The sequence below is a fragment of the Arthrobacter tecti genome (genome assembly GCF_054511355.1).
Genome location: NZ_JBTNCT010000001.1, coordinates 393,215 through 415,812, shown reverse-complemented (window position 1 = coordinate 415,812; position 22,598 = coordinate 393,215). Strand labels below are relative to the sequence as shown.

Annotated in this window: 16 protein-coding genes; 7 read left to right on the top strand and 9 right to left on the bottom strand. The window is 62.9% G+C overall.

Annotated features, from left to right (window positions below):
- Nucleotides 1-34: 34 nt before the first annotated feature.
- Entirely contained in the window at nucleotides 35-1,036 is a 1,002-nt protein-coding gene (gene lipA / locus ACX80C_RS01885; RefSeq protein WP_459324521.1) for a lipoyl synthase, read from the bottom strand.
- Nucleotides 1,033-1,755, bottom strand: a complete 723-nt coding sequence (gene lipB, locus ACX80C_RS01880) for a lipoyl(octanoyl) transferase LipB (RefSeq protein ID WP_459324520.1) — start codon at nucleotides 1,753-1,755, stop codon at nucleotides 1,033-1,035. Before lipB ends, lipA begins: the two co-directional genes overlap by 4 nt.
- 125 nt (nucleotides 1,756-1,880) lie before the next feature.
- On the opposite strand from lipB, the gene ACX80C_RS01875 reads away from it, so the two are divergent.
- Both ACX80C_RS01875 and ACX80C_RS01870 read left to right on the top strand, forming a co-directional pair.
- Entirely contained in the window at nucleotides 1,881-3,488 is a 1,608-nt protein-coding gene (locus tag ACX80C_RS01875; protein ID WP_459324519.1) for a serine/threonine protein kinase, read from the top strand.
- Nucleotides 3,489-3,520: 32 nt separating this feature from the next.
- A complete protein-coding gene (locus ACX80C_RS01870) occupies nucleotides 3,521-6,925 on the top strand; it encodes a S41 family peptidase (protein WP_459324518.1) in 3,405 nt (1,134 codons plus the stop codon).
- Nucleotides 6,926-7,011: 86 nt separating this feature from the next.
- Here the strand turns inward: ACX80C_RS01870 and ACX80C_RS01865 are convergent, their stop codons facing one another.
- The 4 genes from ACX80C_RS01865 to ACX80C_RS01850 all read right to left on the bottom strand — a co-directional run bounded on the left by ACX80C_RS01865 (nucleotide 7,012) and on the right by ACX80C_RS01850 (nucleotide 12,675).
- The gene (locus ACX80C_RS01865) at nucleotides 7,012-7,443 is read right to left on the bottom strand and encodes an OsmC family protein (RefSeq protein ID WP_459324517.1); all 432 of its coding nucleotides are present in this window, start codon (nucleotides 7,441-7,443) and stop codon (nucleotides 7,012-7,014) included.
- A 180-nt stretch (nucleotides 7,444-7,623) separates the two neighbouring features.
- Complete coding sequence (sucB, locus tag ACX80C_RS01860) at nucleotides 7,624-9,423, bottom strand: 2-oxoglutarate dehydrogenase, E2 component, dihydrolipoamide succinyltransferase (protein WP_459324516.1); 1,800 nt, start codon at nucleotides 9,421-9,423, stop codon at nucleotides 7,624-7,626.
- A 141-nt stretch (nucleotides 9,424-9,564) separates the two neighbouring features.
- Entirely contained in the window at nucleotides 9,565-10,947 is a 1,383-nt protein-coding gene (gene lpdA / locus ACX80C_RS01855; RefSeq protein WP_459324515.1) for a dihydrolipoyl dehydrogenase, read from the bottom strand.
- A 177-nt stretch (nucleotides 10,948-11,124) separates the two neighbouring features.
- Nucleotides 11,125-12,675: a leucyl aminopeptidase gene (locus ACX80C_RS01850; RefSeq protein ID WP_459324514.1), complete on the bottom strand. Its 1,551-nt coding sequence runs from the start codon at nucleotides 12,673-12,675 to the stop codon at nucleotides 11,125-11,127.
- 230 nt (nucleotides 12,676-12,905) lie between these two features.
- On the opposite strand from ACX80C_RS01850, the gene ACX80C_RS01845 reads away from it, so the two are divergent.
- The 4 genes from ACX80C_RS01845 to ACX80C_RS01830 all read left to right on the top strand — a co-directional run bounded on the left by ACX80C_RS01845 (nucleotide 12,906) and on the right by ACX80C_RS01830 (nucleotide 18,176).
- Nucleotides 12,906-13,982, top strand: coding sequence for a proteasome assembly chaperone family protein (locus ACX80C_RS01845; RefSeq protein WP_459324513.1), 1,077 nt, complete (start codon nucleotides 12,906-12,908; stop codon nucleotides 13,980-13,982).
- On the top strand, nucleotides 13,954-15,363 hold the full coding sequence (locus ACX80C_RS01840) for an MFS transporter (protein WP_459324512.1): 1,410 nt from the start codon (nucleotides 13,954-13,956) through the stop codon (nucleotides 15,361-15,363). The genes ACX80C_RS01845 and ACX80C_RS01840 overlap by 29 nt, the downstream gene beginning before the upstream one ends.
- A gap of 48 nt (nucleotides 15,364-15,411) precedes the next feature.
- Nucleotides 15,412-16,632 carry a DUF4192 domain-containing protein gene (locus tag ACX80C_RS01835; RefSeq protein WP_459324511.1) on the top strand — a complete coding sequence of 407 codons (1,221 nt, stop codon included), beginning with the start codon at nucleotides 15,412-15,414 and terminating at the stop codon, nucleotides 16,630-16,632.
- A 305-nt stretch (nucleotides 16,633-16,937) separates the two neighbouring features.
- On the top strand, nucleotides 16,938-18,176 hold the full coding sequence (locus tag ACX80C_RS01830; protein WP_459324510.1) for an RNA polymerase sigma factor: 1,239 nt from the start codon (nucleotides 16,938-16,940) through the stop codon (nucleotides 18,174-18,176).
- 178 nt (nucleotides 18,177-18,354) lie between these two features.
- Here the strand turns inward: ACX80C_RS01830 and ACX80C_RS01825 are convergent, their stop codons facing one another.
- Complete coding sequence (locus ACX80C_RS01825; protein ID WP_459324509.1) at nucleotides 18,355-18,579, bottom strand: DUF7455 domain-containing protein; 225 nt, start codon at nucleotides 18,577-18,579, stop codon at nucleotides 18,355-18,357.
- 253 nt (nucleotides 18,580-18,832) lie between these two features.
- On the opposite strand from ACX80C_RS01825, the gene ACX80C_RS01820 reads away from it, so the two are divergent.
- The gene (locus ACX80C_RS01820; RefSeq protein WP_459324508.1) at nucleotides 18,833-20,929 is read left to right on the top strand and encodes a DNA gyrase/topoisomerase IV subunit B; all 2,097 of its coding nucleotides are present in this window, start codon (nucleotides 18,833-18,835) and stop codon (nucleotides 20,927-20,929) included.
- Between the two features lie 66 nt (nucleotides 20,930-20,995).
- Here the strand turns inward: ACX80C_RS01820 and ACX80C_RS01815 are convergent, their stop codons facing one another.
- Together ACX80C_RS01815 and ACX80C_RS01810 are read right to left on the bottom strand one after the other, a co-directional pair.
- Entirely contained in the window at nucleotides 20,996-22,027 is a 1,032-nt protein-coding gene (locus tag ACX80C_RS01815) for a M56 family metallopeptidase (protein WP_459324507.1), read from the bottom strand.
- A 5-nt stretch (nucleotides 22,028-22,032) separates the two neighbouring features.
- Nucleotides 22,033-22,404 carry a BlaI/MecI/CopY family transcriptional regulator gene (locus tag ACX80C_RS01810; RefSeq protein ID WP_459324506.1) on the bottom strand — a complete coding sequence of 124 codons (372 nt, stop codon included), beginning with the start codon at nucleotides 22,402-22,404 and terminating at the stop codon, nucleotides 22,033-22,035.
- Nucleotides 22,405-22,598: the final 194 nt, after the last annotated feature.

The following is a 22,598-nucleotide window of genomic DNA, read 5'->3' as shown; positions in this document are numbered from 1 at the left end:
CGTTGCAGGTGGAGCTGTCTTAAGGTCTGCGGGCTCAGCCTGCAATCAGGCTTGATGCTTCCTGAAGGGTACTTCCGGAATCCTCGATGTGCGCAAGCTCTGGAGGCAGCTCAAGTCCCTTTTTTCGCATCGCGCGGGCCCAAAGGCGCCCTGCACGGTACGAGGAACGCACCAAGGGGCCGCTCATCACGCCGAGGAACCCGATCTCATCGGCCTCCTGCTGCAACTCGACGAACTCCTGCGGCTTGACCCAGCGATCCACCGGAAGATGCCGCTCGCTGGGGCGCAAGTACTGAGTGATGGTGATGAGGTCGCAGCCTGCCGCATGCAGGTCCCGCAAAGCTTCGGAAATTTCCTCGCGGGTCTCGCCCATGCCCAGGATCAGGTTTGATTTGGTCACCATGCCGCGATCCCGGCCCTGCGTGATGACGTCCAGGGAGCGTTCGTACCGGAAGGCGGGACGAATCCGCTTGAAGATGCGTGGAACGGTCTCGACGTTGTGTGCGAAAACCTCCGGACTGGCGTCGCAAATGCCGGCGATGTGTTCCGGGTTGCCCGAGAAGTCCGGGATGAGAATTTCGACGCCGGTTCCCGGATTCAGCGCGTGAATCTGCCTGATGGTTTCGGCGTACAACCAGACGCCCTCATCCTCCAGGTCGTCGCGGGCGACGCCGGTGACCGTTGCATAGCGAAGGTTCATGGACTGCACAGACTGGGCAACCTTGAAGGGTTCGCTGCGGTCGAGGGGTGCGGGACGTCCGGTGTCGATCTGGCAGAAGTCGCAGCGACGGGTGCATTCCGAGCCACCGATCAGGAAGGTTGCCTCCTTATCCTCCCAGCATTCGAAGATGTTGGGGCAGCCTGCTTCTTCGCAGACCGTGTGGAGTCCTTCCTTCTTGACCAAATTCTTCATACCGACGAACTCAGGTCCAATATTCACTTTGGCCTTGATCCAGTCCGGCTTGCGTTCGACGGGAATGGCCGCGTTGCGCGCTTCGACGCGTAGGAGGCGCCGTCCCTCAGGGGCAAGGCTCACAGTAAAGCTCCTTCCGGCCGGTCGTTACCGGCGGCTTGTGCTGCTTCGGTTCCGCGGGGTTCGCCCGTCCGGCCGAGGACCAGTGACTTTTCATTCTTGCGCAGTTCTTCCTCGATCCGCGAAACGATGTCTGTCGGTGAAACCCTGCGGCCTACTTCGGCCGAGATGCTTGTGACGCCGGCGTCCGTAATACCGCAGGGAACTATCTGCGCGTAGGGCGCCAGGTCATTGCTGCAGTTGATGGCGAAGCCGTGCATAGTGACACGCCGGTTGATCCGGATTCCGATCGCGCCGATCTTGCGTGCTGGTCCACGCTCATCCGCATCGAGCCAAACGCCGGATCTGCCTTCGATCCGGATGCCTTTGATGGCGTAATCCGACAGGACAGCGATGATAACTTCCTCAAGGATCGCAACGTAGTCGGCAACCCGTGTCGGTTCGGGAAGTGCCAGGATCGGGTAGCCAACCAGTTGACCTGGGCCGTGCCAGGTTAACTTTCCGCCGCGGTCCACCGGCACCACCGGTGTGCCGTCGAAAGGCTTTTCGTGCTCCTCCGTACGTTTCCCCGCAGTGTATACGGGTGAATGTTCGAGCAGGAGGACCGTACTGGGGGACGTTCCGGCCACGACCGCTTCGTGCAGTGCACGTTGCCGGTCCCAACCTTCGAGGTAATCGACGAAATGAGGGTCGAATCCGATTCGTGAGAACTCCAGCGTCATCTTTCAAGCCTAAGCCTGAGCGCGGGGGATCTCACATTCACGCGACGTATCTCACATGTTGGGAGCCCCAAGCAGCCTGTGGATAAGTTCTGCACGAGGAACGGAACTATTCCAGACTGGTATACATGGATAACTTCCTCCGACAGACTGCCGCCGGGACGGTGGGCGAATCGTCCGCATGTCTTCCCCCGCGGGTCAGTGGTTACCGTACCGAAAGACTGCTCGGTGTGGGAGGCACTGCGGCCGCATGGCTGGTGATGGACGAACGCTCAGCTCAGCCGTGGGCGCTGAAGGTATTTCCCGCTGGCGAGGCGAGCCAGTCCGAGTTGGGTGAGCTTCGAAGGGAAGTAGCCATACTCGGCAGATTGTCCCACCCGCACGTGCTTTCCGTTCGGGAAGTGATTCCGACAGACCAGGGTCCGGGGCTGTTGATGTCCTACGCAGGCGGCGGTTCATTGCTCAGTCTTCTTGCCGCGCGGGGGCGGCTCGGCGTGGGCGAGACAGTGACGGTCCTCGCTCCGATCGCGCAGGCGCTGGCGTACCTTCACGCTGAAGCTGTCCTGCACGGCGATGTTTCCCCCGGCAACGTGCTCTTCAGCGCGGAAGGAAAACCACTGCTCGGCGATCTCGGTGTCGGGAGGCTGCTCGGCGAAGGAAGCGGTGGAATGGGCGGCACGCCCGGCTTCTGCGATCCCGCGGAGCGGCAAGATGCACGGCTGAATACGTCGGCAGATGTGTATTCGCTGGCATCGCTCGGGTGGTACTGCCTGACGGGACAATCAGCCGGTCCAGCGCTGCAGCGGCCGCCGCTGACGCTGATCGTGCCGGACGTTCCCGCCGAACTGCTCGAAGTCCTGGAGGCAGGCCTCGATGAGGATCCGGTACGCAGGCCCTCTGCGAGGGAATTCTCGCTCGCAGTGCTTCGTTCGGCTGCTCCACAGCCGCTGGACCTTGTCGGATCCGTTCATCCCTCAGTGCTGCCACAGTTGCTGACACGCCGCGCAGCCCGGAACATGCCGGAGGCGCCGAAGCGAAGATTCCCGGTCCGCGCAAAGGCGAAGGACAGGGGGTTGCGGCGGAAAGCCGGCGCACGGCGGCGTCAGGTACCTGCGGGCCGTTCGGAGCCGCGCGCCGGACGCGGAGGGGGACCGTTCGCCGTCGTTCTCGGCGTGGTCGCGGCGGTGCTTGTAATCTGCGGGGCTTTCGTGGCCGGCCCCGGCCTCGTCGAAGCAGCACATCGAGATAGTGGTTCCGAACCCACGCCCCTCGGAGCGGCACAAGGATCCGGTACATCCGAGAGTCTGCTTTCGCCGGAACTGCGTGCCAGGCTCGCCGCTGATGACCCCGTCGAGGTGCTGACGGCCCTGGCCGCCGTGCGCGCCCGGGCCCTCGCCACCGCGGATCCGGGACTGCTCGCGCATGTGAACGTGGCCGACTCGGAAACGATGGCAGCCGACCGGGAAGTCGTTACTGGGTTGCAGGCTGAGGACCAGGTGTTCCAAGGACTGAGCGTGCGGCTCACGGAGGTTCGTAATGCTCAGCTTGAGAACGCAGACAAGGACAGCGCGGCGGTTGCCGCCACGGCGGTGACCTCGGCCTATACGGTTGTTGACGCAGACGGCACAACAGTGCGAACTGTTCCGAAAGCAACTTCCCAGAATCTTATATTCGTGCTGAAGCGGGAGGAGGGCCTCTGGAGGATAGCGGCCGTCCACGAACCTGACGCTGCCTGAGAAGCAGTATTCGGTGTGACTATGATCGGACAATGGGTTCTTCTCACTACCTGCGCTATCCACACCTGTCCGGTGACCTCATCACCTTCGCGGCTGAAAACGACGTCTGGGTCGCTCCGCTCACGGGAGGGAGGGCATGGCGGATCTCGGCGCTTCAGCAGCCCGTCCGGAATCCGCGATTCTCACCCGACGGCTCGGTGATCGCGTGGACCGTCGTGCAGGGCTCGGCACCCGAGGTCGTTGCAGCCGACTCCGGCGGTGGGAACTTCCGGCGGCTCACCTACTGGGGCCATCAAAGCACAAAGGTGAAAGGGTTCACCGCCGACGGACAGGTCCTTGCGACCAGTGCCTTCCGCCACGAGGATCCCCGCCATGCGTGGGCCTATCGGGTGCCGTTGGACGGTTCTGCCCAGGAAGTTATCCCTTACGGTCCAGTTGAAGCGATCGTCTACGGCGAGGAAGTCGGTGACGAGCGCCCTGTGGTGATCGCAAGCGTCATGACCCGCGAACAGGCCTGGTGGAAACGCTACCGGGGCGGCACAGCGGGCAAGCTGTGGATGGACCCGGACGGATCGGGCGACTTCACGCGGTTCCTCCCGGATCTGGACGGCAACCTCACGGACCCGATGTGGGTAGGCGGCCGGCTCGCTTTCCTCTCTGACCATGAAGGGTACGGCAATCTTTACTCGGTAACGCCGAACGGCGAGGACCTGCGGCGCCACACAGACCATGAAGAGTTCTACGTCCGCCATGCCGCGACCGACGGCAACCGGGTTGTCTTCGAATCGGCAGGCGCCCTGTGGTTGCTCGATGGCCTCGATGCAGACCCGAAGGAACTGGACATCACCCTCGGTTCAGCTTCGGTCGGCCGCAGGCCGCAGGCACTCGATGTCTCGCGGCATCTGGCAGTGGCGGTCCCGGTCGAGGACGGACGCGCAAGCATCATCGAAGCGCACGGCACGCTGCATCTGCTGACGCACCGTGACGGACCATCGCGGGTGGTGGATGCCACTTCGGGCGTGCGGTCCCGGCTCGGCAGACCGCTCGGACATAACCGTGTCGCCTATATTTCCGATCACGAGGGAGAGGAATCCCTCTATATCCGCAACATCTTCGACACTGACGTGCCCGCACCGCCTTCTGCGGCCCGGCGGGAGGCGCCCAGCGCCGGTGTCGGCCTGCCGGCTCCGGTTCCGGCGGCATTGCCCGCTGACGCCGCGGAAAGTGGGGACCCGAACCAGGACGACGACGCCGGGGCGGAGAAGGCTGTACTCGCTGCCCAGGACAGTGCCGCTAGCCCTTCCGTCATCCGAGTCCCGTTCGAAGGGAGGTTTCGTGCCAGCAACCTCGCGGTGAGCCCGGACGGCCGGTATGTGGCGCTGGCAGGCGAGATGGGGGAGATCCTCATTCATGAGGTGGGCCAACATGGCACATTCACGCTCTCAACCACGCCTCATGGCGCAATAGACGACCTCGCGTTTTCGCCGGATTCTGCCTGGCTGGTCTGGGCTGAGCCGGTCACCGGAGAAGGTGCACGCACACGCATAAGGCTCGCGCGCGTCACCCGGGATGCCAACATCCTGGACCTGACAGACGGGCGTTTCCGTGATCATGCACCATCCTTCACACGGGACTGCCGCTTCATCGCGTTCCTCTCAGACCGCAGCTTCGATCCGGTTTACGACACCCACCGGTTCGACCTCAGCTTTCCTGCATCGACCAAGCCCTTCCTCGTTGCGCTGTCGGATCACACGGCGTCCCCATTCGGGCCCGCCGTGCACGACCTGCCTGCGGAGGTTGCTGACGACGACGACGCGAAATTGTCCGTCCACGTGGACCCGGAGCGCCTGACTGAACGGATCATTTCGGTTCCGGTGCCGCAGGGCTCCTACGAAGGGCTGCGCGCAGTCGAGAGTGGGCTCCTGTGGCTTGCTGCCGAAACTGCCGGCATCACGGGTGACGGCCGCGCTACGACCGATGCCAAGGAGCCTGCGAAGCGGCTTGAGCGTTTCGACACGGTGAAGCGCGACGTCACAACTCTTCTGCAGGAAGCGGACTCGTTCGAGGTCAGCGGCGATGGTAAGCGCGCTGTCGTCATCCGAGATGGAGCATTGACTGCTATCCCGACGTCAGGTTCGGTCGAGGCAGATTCGCAGGAGCGGATAACCGTGGAACTGAACCGGATCCGGGTGTTGCTCGACCCGCCAAGTGTCTGGCGGCAGGGGTTCGAGGATGCCTGGCGCCTGCAGCGGGACTTCTTTTGGGCAGAGGATATGGGCGGACTCGACTGGGCGGCTGTGCGCGATCGCTATCGACCCCTCCTGGACCGGATTGGTTCGCATGATGATTTGGTGGATGTCCTCTGGGAGCTGCACGGCGAGTTGGGTACCTCCCATGCCTACGTCACGCCCGCACCCGCCTCCGAGCCGGGCGCCGGTGCACAGGGGTTCCTCGGTGCGGAGTTGAGCCGCTCGGACCGCGGATGGCAGGTGGACCGGATCTTCGCCGGTGAGTCCTCGGATCCGCAGGCCGCCTCTCCCTTGAGCGCACCGGGCGTGGGCGTGCGCCCCGGTGATATCGTCCAGGCCGTGGACGGGATTCCGGTACCTCCTGAACTCGGCCCGTCCGTGCTGCTGACCGGAGCGGGCGGACGCACCGTCGAGCTGACGATTGCCAGGGCTGACGACGACGGCGGCCAGCCTGCCGTACGGCGCGTGGCGGTGATACCACTGCGCAGTGAGGAGCGCCTGCGCTACCAGAACTGGGTCAGTGCCAATCGCGCAATTGTCCATGAGGCGTCGGAGAACCGGTTTGGCTATCTCCATATTCCAGACATGGTTGCCAGGGGCTGGGCACAGTTGCATAGGGACCTGGACCGTGAAACCGAGCGAGATGGCGTCATCATCGACGTGCGTCGGAACCGTGGAGGACATACTTCCCAGTTGGTCGCTGAACTCATCGGGAGGAAGGTGACAGCTTGGTCGCTGCCTCGGGGGGAGCAGCCGGGAACCTATCCGGCGCACGCGCCGCGCGGCCCTGTTGTGATCCTGACTGACGAATTCGCGGGATCAGACGGGGACATCATCACCCAGGTATCGAAACTACGCGGTATTGGACCGGTGATCGGCACCCGGACGTGGGGCGGCGTCGTCGGAATCGACGGGCGCTTCAACCTTGCCGACGGGACGGGAGTGACGCAGCCCCGCTACGCCTTCTGGATGACAGGCGGCGTGGAATGGGGTGTTGAGAACTATGGCGTTGAGCCGGACATTGAAGTGCCGTTCCCGCCGCATGCCTACGCGGCCCAGGAAGACCCGCAACTTGAGCACGGAGTCGGAATTCTTCGGGAAATGATTGCGGAGTTGCCCACGGACGTTCCCCCCGTTCGGCAGAATCACCCCCGCCTCGCGCCTGAGCCGCTGCCGCCGCGCACGTGATTGCCCTGTTTATCTAGGGCTGCAGCACGTAAATCGCCCCGGACACCATTGGTGGTGTCCGGGGCGACTTGCGTAGTTGCGGGCGATCAGGACTCGAGGGTAGCGTCCAGCGAAATATCCTTTACTCCTGCGAGTGCCTGGGAGACGGGACAACCCGTCTTCGCGTCCTCGGCAATGCGCTGGAAATCCTCCTCGCTCAGGCCGGGAACGGACGCCTTCAGCGTCAAACGGATCGCAGTGATGCCGACACCGGCTTCGAAATCCACTTCGGCGTTGGTCTTGACCCGGTCAGGCGTCTTGCCCTCGCCGCCCAGCGCATGACTGAAAGCCATTGAAAAGCAGGCTGAATGGGCGGCGGCGATCAGCTCTTCCGGGCTGGTCTTCCCCCCGGCTTCTTCGGCGCGTGCCTTCCACGTAACGTCGTAGGTTCCGAGTCCCGAGGTGTCGAGTGACACCTGGCCCGAACCTGACGGCAGGTCGCCTGTCCAGACTGTGTGTGCTGAGCGTACGGTAGCCATGAGTTCTCCTGTTCACTGGTTGAATCATGCAGCCAGGCATTTGCCGGGCTCTTTCCTCGTCCGCAGAGGAGGAAGACTGTGCGGTTGTGGCGTATGGCGAAAGGCAGTATCCAAGGCGCCCTGGATACTGCCTTTCCTGCAACTGTCGGCAATTACAACCTACAGACTGAAGACTCGAGTCTAAAGCCCGAGGTCCGCTTCAAACGCCCCGTCTTCCAACCGGGTCTTGAGAGTCTGCAGGAACCGGCCGGCATCCGCGCCATCGACCAGGCGGTGATCGTAGGTCAGGCAGAGGTACATCATTGACCGGATGGCGATGGTGTCTTCGCCATCGGCGTCCGTGACCACGACGGGGCGCTTGACGATCGCGCCAGTGCCGAGGATGCCCACCTGCGGCTGGTTGATGATCGGAGTGTCGAACAGTGCGCCGACCGACCCGATGTTGGTGATGGTGAACGTTCCACCGGAAAGTTCATCCGGACCGATCTGGCCGCTGCGGGTGCGGGCACCCACGTCCGCGATCTTCTTGGCGAGACCCGCAAGGTTGAGATTTCCGGCGTCGCTGATGACCGGGACGAGAAGTCCCTTTTCGGTGTCCACCGCGATCGCCAGGTGCTCGGCGTCGTGGTAGGTGACCTCCTTGGCTTCCTCATCGAACGAAGCGTTCAGCTTGGGGTGCTGCTTCAGCGCCTCCGTGACGGCCTTCGCAATGAACGGCAGGAACGTGAGCTTGGCGCCGTTCTGCGACTGGAAGGTTTCCTTGGCATTCGAACGCAGGCGGGCAACCCTGGTCATGTCGACCTCGATCACCTGCGTAAGCTGCGCTGATGCTTCCAGCGACTCACGCATGCGCCGGGCGATGGTCTGTCGGATGCGTGGCGCCTTCTCGACAGTGCCGCGCAGCTTCGACGGCGCGGGTGCTGCCGGGGCTGCAGGTGCCGTTCCGGCCGACTGCGGAGCAGCCGCTTCCGATGCGGTTGATTTGGCTGCTTCGGCTGCCTCGAGGACGTCCTGCTTGCGGATGCGTCCGCCGACGCCGGTGCCCTTGAGCCCCGCCAGGTCAACGCCGTGCTGGTTCGCGAGCTTACGCACCAGTGGGGTGACATAGACCGAATCGGAGCCCGAGGCGGCTTCACTTTCCTCACCGCGGGCGGGAGCGGGAGCAGGCTCGTCCTTGGAAGGCTCAGGCGGAGCTTTCTCTTCAGTTGCGGGTTCGGCAGACTGTGGTTCGGCTTCGCCGCCCTGATCGGGTTCGGCAGCTGGCTCTTCGCGGTCACCTGACGGCGCGGCGGCAACGGGCTCGGCTTCCTTCGGCTCCGCCTGCGCAGGAGCGGCGCTGCCGGAACCGATCACCGCGAGTACTGAGCCAACCTCAGCCGTCTCGTCCTCATTGACCCGAATCTCCTGCAGGGTACCGGCAACGGGCGAGGGTATCTCAGTGTCCACCTTGTCGGTCGATACCTCGAGCAGCGGCTCGTCGACCTCGACCTCGTCGCCGACAGCCTTGAGCCAGCGTGTCACTGTACCTTCGGTAACACTCTCACCAAGTGCAGGGAGTGTGACCTCGGTGCCGTCTCCACCGCCGCCGTCTGACTCCGGTGCAGGGGCTGCTTCGGGCTCCTCGCTGTTCTCTGGGGCCTCGGCCTCGGCGTCCGCCTCATCGCTCGAATCCTGCGCAGGATCCTCCGACCCGGAATCTGTCGACTCGGTACCCTCGGTACCCGAATTGTCCGAGCCGTCGGCACCATCACCGATTCGTACCAGGGGAGCACCCACCTCTGCGGTCTCGTCCTCGGCAACAAGGATCTCCTCGATCACGCCGGCAACCGGGGACGGGATCTCGGTGTCTACCTTGTCGGTCGAGACTTCGAGCAGCGGCTCATCCACTTCGACGCGGTCACCGACCTGCTTGAGCCAACGGGTGACGGTACCCTCAGTGACGCTCTCGCCCAGGGCCGGTAAGTTCACGGATTCAGACATGTTGTCCGTTTCTCCTTGTTCGTTCTACCTCCGGCCGCCAGTATTGAGGACCAGCGGCGTCGGTTTGAGGTTGCCAGTGATGCTTTGGTTGGAGTCTTGTGCGACCGGATGGTGCAGAGCCGCAGTTCCGGGAGTGCTCTATCAGCCGTGCAGGGGCTTGCCTGCCAGGGCGAGGTGGGCCTCGCCGAGCGACTCGTTCTGGGTGGGATGGGCGTGGACCAGTTGGGCCAAATCCTCCGGGTAGGCCTCCCAGTTCACGATGAGTTGTGCCTCGCCGATTTGCTCGCCCATCCGCGTGCCGATCATGTGCACGCCGACCACCGGCCCGTCCTTCTCACGAACCAGCTTCACGATGCCACCGGTGCCGAGAATCGAGCTCTTGCCGTTGCCCGCGAGGTTGTACTCCTGCGTTTCGACCCTGTCAGCCCCCAGCTTTTCCTTCGCGGCCTTCTCGGTGAGGCCGACCGAGGCGATTTCAGGCTCGCAGTACGTGACCTTCGGAATGTTGACGTCCTCGACGATGACGGGCTTGAGACCGGCGATTTCTTCAGCGACGAAGATGCCCTGCTGGTAGCCGCGGTGTGCGAGCTGAAGGCCCGGCACGATGTCGCCGACTGCGTAGATGTTTCCCACACCCGTATGCAGGCGCTCGTTCGTGATGACGAATCCGCGGTCAAGGGTAACTCCGGCATCCTCATAGCCCAGGCCGTCAGTAACGGGCCCGCGGCCTACCGCGACGAGCAGGAGGTCTGCTTCGAAGGTCTTGCCGTCAACGAGGGTGACCTTGACGCCGTCGTCGTTCTGCTCGACCTTGTCGAAGAAGGTGCCGGTGTTGAACTTGATGCCCCGCTTCTTGAAAGCGCGCTCCAGGTTCTTGACGATCGATGCGTCCTCGTTGGGGACGAGCGAAGGCAGGCCCTCAATGATCGTGACGTCGACGCCGAACGATTTCCAGACCGATGCGAACTCGCAGCCGATTACGCCGCCCCCGAGCACGATCGCGCTCGATGGGATGGTGTCCATGGTGAGGGCCTGATCGGAGGTTATGACCTTCCCGCCGATCTCCAGTCCGGGTAGCGACCGGGAGTAGGAGCCGGTCGCAAGCACGATGTTCTTGCCCGTGTATGTGGTGCCGTCCACTTCAACGGTGTTCTCGGCGGTCAGCTTGCCCGCGCCTTCGATGACGGTGATTCCCTTGGACTTGATGAGTCCCTGAAGTCCCTTGAATTTTCCGGCGACGACGCCGTCTTTGTAGGCGTTCACTGCCGACATGTCGATGGATTCAAACGTGGCCCTGATGCCGTATTTCTCGGCGGACCGGGCGCTGTCGGCTACCTCTGCCGAGTGCAGGAGGGCCTTGGTGGGAATGCAGCCGTTGTGCAGGCAGGTGCCTCCCAACTTGCCCTTTTCGATGAGCCCGACAGTGAAACCCAGTTGGACGGCACGGAGAGCGGCTGCATAGCCTCCGCTGCCTCCGCCCAGTACCAGGATGTCGAATTCTTGCGCAGTTGCCGTTTCGGCCACTTGGACGCTCCCTCGCGTAATCTGTGACGCACTTAGGTTCGCGCGTCAATTGATGTTTGGCGGAATGCTTTGGTGTGATCTGGGTTCACCCTATCTCCAGATCACACCATCAGCCACTTGATGAAGGCTTAACCACACCCCTATGTGTCCAGTCTCACCACCAGTTTCGAAAGTGATTCAGGAAGGGTTCTTCGTTGCCCGCTCGACGACGTCCTCAACATAGGCGAGGATGGTGCGCAGCCCGACTCCGGTGGCACCCTTGGGCGTGTAACCGTAGGAGCCGCCTTCGTTGAATGCCGGTCCGGCGATGTCCAGATGGGCCCACGGGATCTTCTCGCCGTTCGCCTCACCCACGAACTCCCGGAGGAAAACGGCGGCGGTCATCATGCCGCCGAACTTCTCGCCGATGTTGGCTATATCCGCGACCGTCGAATCGAGGCTGGGCCGCAATTCTTCGGGAAGCGGCATGGCCCAGAACTGTTCACCCGCGCGGTCCGCAGCCGCCTTCACGGCGTCGCGGACTCCGTCGTCGCCCATCACACCTGATACCCGTTTGCCGAGCGCGACCATCTGCGCACCGGTCAGCGTCGCGATGTCGAGAATGGCGTCCGGGAAGTCGCGGCTGGCGGCGGCCAGCGCATCGGCCATGACCAGACGTCCCTCAGCATCGGTGTTGAGGACTTCGACCGTGCGGCCGCCGAAGGTGGTGAGCACATCTGAGGGGCGTTGCGCGGTTCCGGAGGGCATGTTCTCGGCGAGGCAGAGCCAACCGGTTACGCTGACCGGCAGGCCCAGTTGGGCGACGGCGGTCACTGCAGCGAGGACAACGGCTGCACCCGCCATATCCAGTTTCATGGTCTGCATCCCTGCGCCGGGCTTCAGCGAGAGACCGCCGGAGTCGAAGGTGATTCCCTTTCCGACCAGGGCGAGGTTGATCTTGGACTTGGCGGGGGAGTACTCAAGTTTCACCAGGCGGGGCGGACGCGAGGAACCCTTGCCGACGCCCAGAATTCCGCCGTAGCCGTCCTTTTCGAGCTTCTTCTCATCCAGCACCGTCACCTTGACCGGAAGCCCCTTGACATAATCCCGCGCGAACTGCGCAAAGGATTCGGGGTAGAGGTGGCTCGGCGGCTGGTTCACAAGGGTGCGGGTCGCGTTGACGCCCTGTCCAATTGCCTTGGCGCGTTCGAGTGCACCCTTGAGCCCGCCGCCGTTCGCGGCTGGGGTGAGGATAGTGACGCGGGATAGCGTCTTTGCCGACGGCCGCGGGGCTTTGCCCCCGACGGCCGAGAAATGCTCGGTGTAGCTGTAACTGCCCATCAGCACGCCTTCCGCAACGGCTGCTACCTCGGCCACCGTAGCTGCCGGCAGCGCGACTGCGATGCTTTCCACTCCGCTGAGCTGGCGCACAGCCGACCCGGCGGCACGCCGCAGCGTTTCCTCGGAGAGGGGACGGCCGGGCGAGACCCGGCCCGTGCCCGTGAGCACTAAAACGTCCGCGCCGATTTCGGGCAGGCCAGGAAAGCGTTTCGCTTCATCTGCCGCGCCGGTGACGCCGAGCGAAGGAAGGCTGTCGCTCAGAGCACGCGCTGATTTGGCAGACAACGGATTATCGAGGAGGACCGGGCCGTCGGGGGACTGGCCGGTGCCGATCACAAGGACCTCGCACCCGGCCTTCTTGATGTCTTTGGAGACTGCGGTCAGTTGGATTTCGCTGGTATTGCTCACGAAGGTTTTCCTCGCTTCCAGTTCTGGATGTGTGCTCGATACCGCAGGTTGCGCGGTAATCAACTGCTACCGATCGTAGCCGTCCCCTGTGACATGCGTCCTACCGGGGGCTCTGACGGGAATGCCGAGGACTTCGCCCGACGTTATGCAGACAGAAGAAAAAGATCCACATGACTTACGGTGTAAGTGCGAGCCCTGCGGGTCCGCGAATGCACCATCCGGTCGGCCGAATGGCCGGGAGCCCAGCTGAGGAGGAAGCATTGTTGGAGCCACGAAGCCTTTATAACGTCAACGATTCCTACATCGACGACCCCTCCATTCGTGGACTGCCGCTCGTCGCGGGATTCACGGGTTTCGTCGACGCCGGACACGTCGTCGCGCAGGTTCGCTCCGAGTTGCTGGACTCCTTGAGCCATGACCTCCTGGCGGTCTTCGACACCGACCAACTGATCGACTACCGCAGCCGTCGTCCACGCATCACTTTCGAGCAGGATCACCTCACCGACTACCGGCCGCCCAGCCTCGAACTGCAGATTCTCGAGGACGGGTTAGGCGAACGGTTCCTGCTCCTGAGCGGAATGGAACCGGATTTGCAGTGGGAGCGCTTCAGCGCTGCCGTCATGCAGCTCGTCGAGCGGCTCGACGTACCGCTGGTCGCGTGGATCCACTCACTGCCCATGCCCGTTCCCCACACGCGTCCACTGGGCGTAACCGTGCACGGCAACCGCAGGGATCTTATCGAAGGCATGGGGTCGGCCTGGAAGCCGACGGCGGAACTGCAGGCGTCCATCGGTCACCTGCTTGAATTGCGGCTTGCCCAGACCGGCACGGATGTCGTCGGGTACGTGGTCCACGTACCGCACTACCTCGCTGAGGCTGAGTACCCGCCTGCCGCCGTCACGGCAATGGAGTACCTGGGCGCCTCGATCGGTCGCGTACTTCCAACGGACAGACTGCGGGAAGCAGGGCGGGATGTCGAGCGTCAGATCGCCCGTCAGGTAGACAATTCCCTTGAAGTCCAGGGCGTTGTCTCTTCCCTGGAGAAGCGCTACGACGAGCGGTCTGAGGGTTCCGGGCGTTCGTTGCTCGTGAAGCAGAACATGGAATTGGCGAGCGCTGAGGAGATAGGGTCCGCCGTCGAAGCGTATCTGTCCGGTCCCCGTGCGGCGGATGAGCTCGCCGAGACGCTGGCTGCCTCGCTCGACGAGCAGGAGGACGACTCCACGGCCTCCGGCGAGAATTCTGACCGTGCAGGTGAGGGCTCCGTAGACCGGGGAGATGACGGGAGTTCCACGCCTGGCAACTGAAGAATCCCGCACCACGGACCGACGCGCCTGGCTGGTTTGGGGCGCCGGCGTGCTGGCGTACCTGATTGCGGTAACCCAGCGCACGTCATTCGGTGTAGCCGGCATCGAGGCCACCGAGCGGTTCAATGCCACGGCTTCGGCACTCGCGATCTTCACCGTTGCCCAACTGGTGATATATGCCGGCATGCAAATCCCGGTAGGGGTTCTGGTGGACCGGTTCGGACCGCGGGTGATGATTGTCAGCGGCGCAGCGTTGATGGCGCTTGGCCAGACACAGCTGGCTTTCGCGGAGGCAGTGCCTGCGGGGATCGTTGGCCGCCTGCTGGTGGGCGGGGGCGATGCCATGACATTCGTCGCAGTGCTGAGGCTGCTTCCGGCGTGGTTCGAGTCGCGACGTATCCCGCTGTTGACACAGCTGACAGGGATCCTTGGTCAGTTCGGGCAGATTCTTAGCGTGGTTCCGTTCCTTGCGGTCCTGCAGTACGCGGGCTGGAGCACAGCGTTCCTATCAGCCGCCGGGCTGGGTGTGTTCGCGGCCGTTCTGGGTCTGTCGATGATCCGGGATGAACCGTATGGCGCGGCGCAGCGCAGCCGTGTATCCCTCCGACAGACCGGGGTATCCCTGGCCGACGCCTGGAAGCAGCCCGGTACGCGGCTGGGGTTATGGTGCCACTTCACCACCCAGTTCTCGGGCACGGTGTTCGTGCTGATCTGGGGTTATCCGTACCTGGTGAGCGCGCAGTCGCTCCCAGCCGCCACCGCTTCTGTGCTCATGACGCTTTTCGTAGTGGTCGGCATGGTCTGCGGTCCATTGCTGGGCGTTTACGTGGCGCGTCATCCGCTGCGCCGCTCCACGATGGTGCTGGCCATCACTGCGGCAACTGCGCTCGCGTGGTTGGTGGTCCTGACCTACCCGGGACAGGCACCGCTCTGGCTGCTGGTCCTGTTCGTGGTGACGCTCGCGGTGGGCGGGCCCGGCTCGATGATCGGATTCGATTTTGCCCGCACCTTCAATCCCGCCTCCCGCCTTGGAACCGCCACCGGAATCGTCAATATCGGCGGCTTCACCGCAGCGCTGATCACGATGTTCGCTGTTGGACTGATCCTGGATCTGCTGCTTGCCAGCGGCTTCTCCAACGGAGACTTGTACGCGCTCGACTCATTCCGGATCGCTTTCTCCGTGCAGTTCCTGATACTGATCGGCGGCACTGCGGCGATTCTCGTACTCCGCCGTCGTGTAAGGGCGCAATTGGCCCGGCAATCGATCGTCGTGCCACCGCTGCGTGAGGCTCTTGCCCGCGAATTACGACGACGGCGACAGGTCCGCCGGACAGGCACTGCCCCTCCACAGTCGAAAGATTCGGGCGACTTACCCACATAGCGCGGGCAGCGCAGCCGGCGAAGTGAAATTGGCGCCAAAGTCTTATCCATGACTTCCAACGCACCCATTTCTGTCACCACTCCCGCAGATATCCTGAGTTACGTCCCGCATGTGCTTGGTTTCCAACCCCGCGAAAGCCTTGTGTTCATCACTATGGCGGGTAAGCGGGTGGGGGCAACCCTGCGGCTGGACCTCCCGAAGGACTCGGTTGATCCGTTGGATTACGCACAGGGAGTACGGGAGTACCTTGAGGCTGATTCCGCCGCGGACGGTGTGCTTATGGTCCTCTACACCGAGAAGGAGTGGACAGAGCCGGAAGCGCCGCCGTTCGCGCCACTCGTGCATTGCCTCGATCTGATCCTGGGCGCGGTGGGACTCAGGCTCCTCGACGGCTGGCTGATCAGTAGCAGTTCCTGGCGCGACTATTTCTGCGATGATGCAGCTTGCTGTCCGTGGCCGGGCCACCCCATTGCTGCCATCACCGAAAGCGTCCTCAACGCGGAACTGGTTTTTCAGGGCAGCAGTTATGAGGACTCACTGGAAGCAGCGGTGAGTTTGCCCGGATCTGTTCGTCAAGAGGACGTTCACCGGCTGACCTGCCAATACGCTGAACAGTGGGTAGGAAACTGGGAGCGAACAAGCCTTGGACACGATTCCCTGGTGCTGTGGGACAGCCTCATCGTCAGACTGCTGGATGGCGGCGCGCTCGAGACTGAACCCGAGGTGATCGCCTTCCTGCTTGCCGGGCTTACCCGCGGTTCTGTAAGGGACGGCGTGATAGTACTGGCTGGTGCGGGCCTGGATGCAGCAGCGGACGTCGCGGACCAGGCCGGGATCCTGCCGGCGGGGATGCCCCGTATCGAGCTTCCTGCAGGATGCGCTCGCCTCGTGCGAGAGCACTTGGCCAAGCGGGCTCCTGGAGAATCATTGGTCTCAGGGTCGGGCGGATCACTCTTCAGCGAGGTCTTCCTGGCGACGTCGGATCTTCCGGACTGGCAGCGGTTGGACGCCGCCTATTCCATCTTCCTGGGGTTCTCGGCCATCGCAGAGGGGGAATCACGAGCGGCGCTGCTAAGTATTCTTGGATGGCTCGAATGGGCCAGGGGCAGGGGCTCGCGGGCCCACCGCTACCTGCAGGAGGCGTTGGAGGAGAAACCCGCCTACACCCTGGCGGAGCTCCTCCTCCAACTCGTTGGATCCGGAAGCCTTGCTCCTTGGGCCCGGCGCCGCGACACTTCCTGGACCTCAGAGCCCCGAAGAGTTGCCTGAGGCGGGCGGAAGTCCACGACCGGTAGCTACGTGTGGGAGGTGATAGGGAATTACGCGCCGTTCCCAAAGCGTGCGACAATGGAACCGAGACCCGGTTGGGTTCGTGTTTCAGGTTGGAGTGCCGCAACCGGTGGAAGCTGAAGTAGTTGACTACAACGCATCCACCAGGGAATAGCGCACTCAGCGGAGCTGTTGTCTTGACGTACAGTTTCGCTGATCCGCCTGAGTTCAGGCACGGACTTGACAGGGTCATAGTGGTGTTGCCCCCTTGGTGGCGCCACACACCGCCGTATGAAAGGTTCTCTGTGTCGGCCAAGAAGACAACAGCACCGGTGTTAACAGAACCCGGTACAACTGCAACCAAGCGCAAGCCCGCTGCAACAAAGACGGCCTCAAAGGCCGGGTCCGCACGCGGCACCAAGCGCACGGCAAACGAAGGCAGCGTCGACACGAATGGTGCCGCGGCAGCCCCTGACGAGGAAGCCACGGATCAAGAGGTCGAGCCCGCAGCAGCAGACGTGGACACCGCCGAGTCGGACACCGCAGAGGTTGCCGAGGCAAGCACCGGAAGCGGTTTCGTCTACTCCGACGCGGACGATGACGATGCGCCTGCGCAGCAGGTCGTCTCAGCGGGAGCTACCGCTGACCCGGTCAAGGACTACCTGAAGCAGATCGGAAAGGTAGCACTGCTTAACGCCGAGCAGGAAGTCGACCTCGCGTTGCGCATTGAGGCAGGTCTCTTCGCTGAAGAGAAGCTTGCGGCCAACGCGAACATCGACCCCAAGCTGCGCCGTGAGCTCGAATGGGTTATCCACGACGGAAAGCGGGCCAAGAACCACCTGCTCGAAGCAAACCTTCGGCTCGTCGTATCCCTTGCCAAGCGCTACACCGGTCGCGGGATGCTCTTCCTTGACTTGATCCAGGAAGGCAACCTCGGCCTGATTCGAGCAGTAGAGAAATTTGACTACACCAAGGGCTTCAAGTTCTCCACCTACGCCACCTGGTGGATTCGGCAGGCCATCACCCGCGCGATGGCAGACCAAGCCCGCACCATCCGCATCCCTGTGCACATGGTTGAGGTCATCAACAAGCTTGCGCGGGTCCAGCGGCAGATGCTGCAGGACCTCGGACGGGAGCCCACGCCGGAAGAGCTCGCGCTCGAGCTTGATATGACCCCTGAAAAAGTGGTTGAGGTGCAGAAGTACGGGCGTGAGCCCATCTCACTGCACACACCGCTCGGTGAGGACGGCGACTCGGAATTCGGCGACCTCATCGAGGACTCCGAGGCTGTTGTGCCCGCTGACGCTGTCAGCTTCACCCTCCTGCAGGAGCAACTGCACTCGGTTCTGGACACCCTGTCCGAGCGTGAGGCAGGCGTGGTTGCCATGCGCTTCGGGCTGACCGATGGGCAGCCGAAAACCCTGGACGAAATCGGGAAGGTTTACGGCGTAACGCGTGAACGCATCCGCCAGATAGAGTCAAAGACAATGTCCAAGCTCCGCCACCCGTCCCGTTCGCAGGTGCTGCGCGACTACCTCGACTAATTCTTCTCCTGCCCGGGCAGGAGAAGAGCAGACGAAAAGGAACCCCTTTCCGCACTTGGCTGAAAGGGGTTCCTTCTGTCTCTGGTCATCTTTTTGTTTCGGGACGTTTATGTCACGGGACTTCTTCGCGAAGTTTGCCTGGGCGATCGCCGACGGACGAACGGCGTTCGCAGGCTCGCTATGGCTCTACGGTGGCCGGAGCCTTCTCATTGAGCCGGCCCGTTTCATCCTGCCACTCCGAAGTCTGCGGCCGCAGAGTACTTTCTACAGCGCGGGCATGGTGCCCGCAGAAGAGAAGCTCGCCACCGGAGGAAGAAAGGACTGCGCGGACGTATGCCTGGGCTCCGCACCGGTCGCAGCGATGCAGTGCGGTCAGCTCGCGGGTTGCTGTAGCTGTTGTCATGGGTGCCTCCTTAGTGGTTCCTGTAGTTCATATAACCACTATTCGTAGCCGTTTCTTCGCAAGCTGGGTTGGCTTTCGCTGAGCGCGTACCGCCCATGACGGCGACCGGAGGGGTGTAACAGCAAGCTACGGCATGCCTGCACGCCAGCCGATGTTGAAGCGAATATGCTGGTTACGGTGCGCCGATTTCGGTTCACAGCATCGACCACCGGTAACAAATCCGGGTATTACTCCCAAGGAGTTTCCAAGGAACGTGGCCCCCAGCTCTGAATACACAGCCCGCCATCTGTCCGTGCTTGAAGGACTGGAAGCGGTCCGTAAGCGCCCAGGCATGTATATCGGCTCCACCGACTCACGTGGACTCATGCACTGCCTGTGGGAAATCATCGACAATTCGGTCGATGAGGCCCTTGCCGGCCACGGACAGAACATCCGGGTGATCCTCCATGCAGACGGTTCGGTTGAGGTGCACGATGACGGCCGCGGCATACCGGTTGATGCTGAGCCGAAGACGGGACTCAGCGGTGTGGAGGTGGTCTTCACAAAACTGCACGCCGGAGGCAAGTTCGGCGGCGGTTCATACACGGCGTCCGGTGGGTTGCACGGTGTAGGGGCAAGCGTTGTCAATGCGCTTTCCGCCCGGCTCGACGTGCAGGTGGACCGTGGCGGGAAAACGTACCAGATGTCCTTCCGCAGGGGAGAACCAGGTCGGTTCGAGGACGAACGCAAACTCGCTCCAACGGCAAAATTCGCGCCCTTCGTGGATAGTTCCCGGCTGGAGGTCGTGGGGAGTACAAAGCGCGGCGTCACGGGGACCAGGATCCGTTATTGGGCGGATCGCCAGATCTTCACTCCCGACGCGAAGTTCTCCTACGAAGAACTGCAGGCACGTGCCAGGCAAACTTCCTTCCTTGTTCCGGGCCTGCGCATCACCCTCCGCGATGAGCGGGGCCTGCCGGGCACGGACGGTGTCATCGAAGAGGTCTTCCATCATGACGGCGGTATCTCGGAGTTCGCGGAGTTCCTTGCGATCGACCATGCGGTGACTGACGTGTGGCGCCTGCACGGCGCCGGCCGTTTCAAGGAGTCCGTGCCTGTCCTCGACGAGCACGGTCACAGCCGGATCGCTGAGGTGGAGCGTGACTGCGAGGTGGACATTGCGTTGCGGTGGGGGATCGGCTATGACACCACAGTCAAGAGCTTCGTCAACATCATCGCTACACCCAAAGGCGGAACCCACCAGGCAGGCTTCGAACAGGCACTGCTCAAAACGTTTCGCAAGGTGGTCGAATCGAACGCCCGCAAGCTCAAGGCAGGCAACGACAAACTGGAGAAGGACGACGTCTTTGCAGGCCTCACTGCCGTTTTGACGGTCCGTCTGGCCGAGCCTCAGTTCGAGGGCCAGACCAAGGAAATTCTCGGAACCTCAGCCGTACGGGCGATTGTCGCAAAGGTGGTCGAAACGCAGATCCTGGCCCGCCTGAATTCGTCGGCGCGAGCAGACAAGGCGCAGTCCGCGCTCCTGCTCGAGAAGGTCGTCGCCGAGATGAAATCCCGGGTTTCGGCGCGGGTCCACAAGGAGACCCAACGCAGGAAGAACGCCCTGGAGACCTCGTCCATGCCCACCAAGCTCGCGGACTGCCGCATTGACGACGCCGAGCGTTCGGAACTGTTCATCGTCGAGGGCGACAGCGCCCTGGGAACGGCGAAACTCGCGCGCTCCTCCGACTATCAGGCGCTGCTGCCCATCCGGGGCAAGATCCTGAACGTGCAGAAAGCATCGGTAGGGGACATGCTGTCCAACTCCGAATGTGCGGCGTTGATCCAGGTGGTCGGAGCGGGCTCGGGACGGAGCTTTTCGCTGGAGGCCGCACGCTACGGCAAGGTGATCCTGATGACGGACGCGGACGTCGACGGGGCGCACATTCGAACTCTCCTGTTGACCCTTTTCTTCCGCTATATGCGTCCACTCGTTGACGCAGGTCGCGTATTTGCCGCCGTCCCACCGCTGCACCGGGTGGAAGTGGTCGGTGCGGGCAGCAAACCGACCGAAACCCTCTATACCTACTCGGAACAGGAATTGCATCGTCTGCTCGCCACGCTGGAGCGCGAGGGTAAGCGGTACAAAGAGCCGATCCAGCGCTACAAGGGGCTCGGGGAGATGGACGCCGGCCAACTCGCGGAAACCACCATGGATCCACGCCACCGGACGCTCCGCCGTGTCCGGATCCAGGAAGCAGAAGCCGCTGAGCGTGTGTTCGACCTACTGATGGGCAGCGATGTCGCACCGCGAAAGGACTTCATTATTGCGGGGGCTGCGTCACTGGACCGGGAGCGGATCGACGCCTGACCTCCGGGCTCGGGACGCTTGAGCCTGAAGACCACGATCACGCCTGGCGGGGTAGTCCCTCGGTGTCTAGCCGAAAAGACCCGGTGCGATCAGCAGAACCGTGGGCGCCGTCAGCAGAAGGGCGGCGGCGGTCAGCACACCGATCGTCTGCGCATTGGACAGCGGGGGCTGGGGCTCGAGCAGCCTCCGGAGGCGATGGACAGTCGCCACTGAGCTGCCTTCAGCTCCAGGTTCCTCATCAGGGGCGTTCGGCGCGGCGTCCACGCGTGGTCGGCCACCTGCGGATCCGGCGCCGGATCCATCCGTAGCGGATACATCTCTACGAGATCCGTCCATTGCCGGCCCGTGGGATCCGATAGCCACGATGGCTATCGCGCCGACCAGTACTTTCTCGTCCACCTGCTTGACGGCTTCGTCGTCGGCAAGCATCTCGATCAGCTCATTGACCGCCCGCTGCGCAAGTTGCGATGTCGGCAGCCAGGGTAGCGCTGAGCGCCAGGCGGCAAAGGCCCACAGCAGCAGGTGGTGACGCTGCTTCAGGTGCGCCCGCTCGTGAATGAGGACGGCCTGCAGCTCCTTCTCCGACAGGAGGCCCATGAGGCCGTCGGAGAGAACGGTGACGGACCGTGCACCTCCGGGGAGGCAGTAGGCCACCGGAGCGGGGTGCTTGATGACGAGGGTTGATGGATTACCGTGCGAGGGCGAGCTGAGTAGATTCAGCAGGTTGCGGTGCCGGCGTCGTTGCCCCCGGATGCGCGCGTAGGTCAAGAGCAGCGTGAACACCAGGTGGGCGGTCAAAAGGCTCGCTGCGCTGAGTGCGAACACATGGACCAGGCCAAGGGTTTCAGCCGGGCGATTGTTCAACACAATGTCCCACAGGGCGCCGAGTGCCTCCAGGAGGTTATCTCCGAGTGGCTCCAGTCCCCACACGAGCATGGCGCCGATCATCGAGAGACCACCGGCGAGCGCGATCGCCTGCCACAGGATCATTGCGGTGAATGGGGACCGGGCGGGCCATTTCGCGCGGGACAGGGCGATCGGGGCAGGCCACGCCAGAACCACGGCAAGCGTGGCCAGCAAGTGCGAGGCCCAGAACACCGGTGCTAGCTGCTGCCCAGAAGCCGCCGGAGCGTGCGGGCCTCGCTCTCGGACACGCTGCCGATGAACCGCGCAAGGACTGCTTCCCGGTCCGGTGCGGTCACGAGAACCTCATGCATGAGTTCGGCGGTGTGATCCTCGCGGCTGGTCACCGCGCGGTAGCGATGAGGGCGTGTGTCCCGCTCGCGTTCCACCAGGCCCTTCTTCTCCAGGCGGGAGAGCACGGTGAGAACCGTGGTCACCGCCAGTTCCTTGCCCTCTGCCGTGCCTGCCGGAGCAAGCGCCAATGCGTCGCGAAGCACGTTCGCGGTCATGGCCCCGGGGGTGCCCCACAGCAGGTCCATCACTGTGCGTTCGAGTTCACCGAGCGTGGCCATTTCTATTCCTTTGTTGAGCATTCCTGAGCTGGACGACGGCGGTAGCCTTCGCTTTCGCCTGTACCAACCACCTCTTAACTTACAACGTTTTTGTGCAGGGTTCTACATCACGTAGAAGTAACGTTGTAGTTGTTCTACGATGTGTAGAAGAAGAATTTCTACAACACGTAGAAGTTGTGTCAGGCATCGACCGT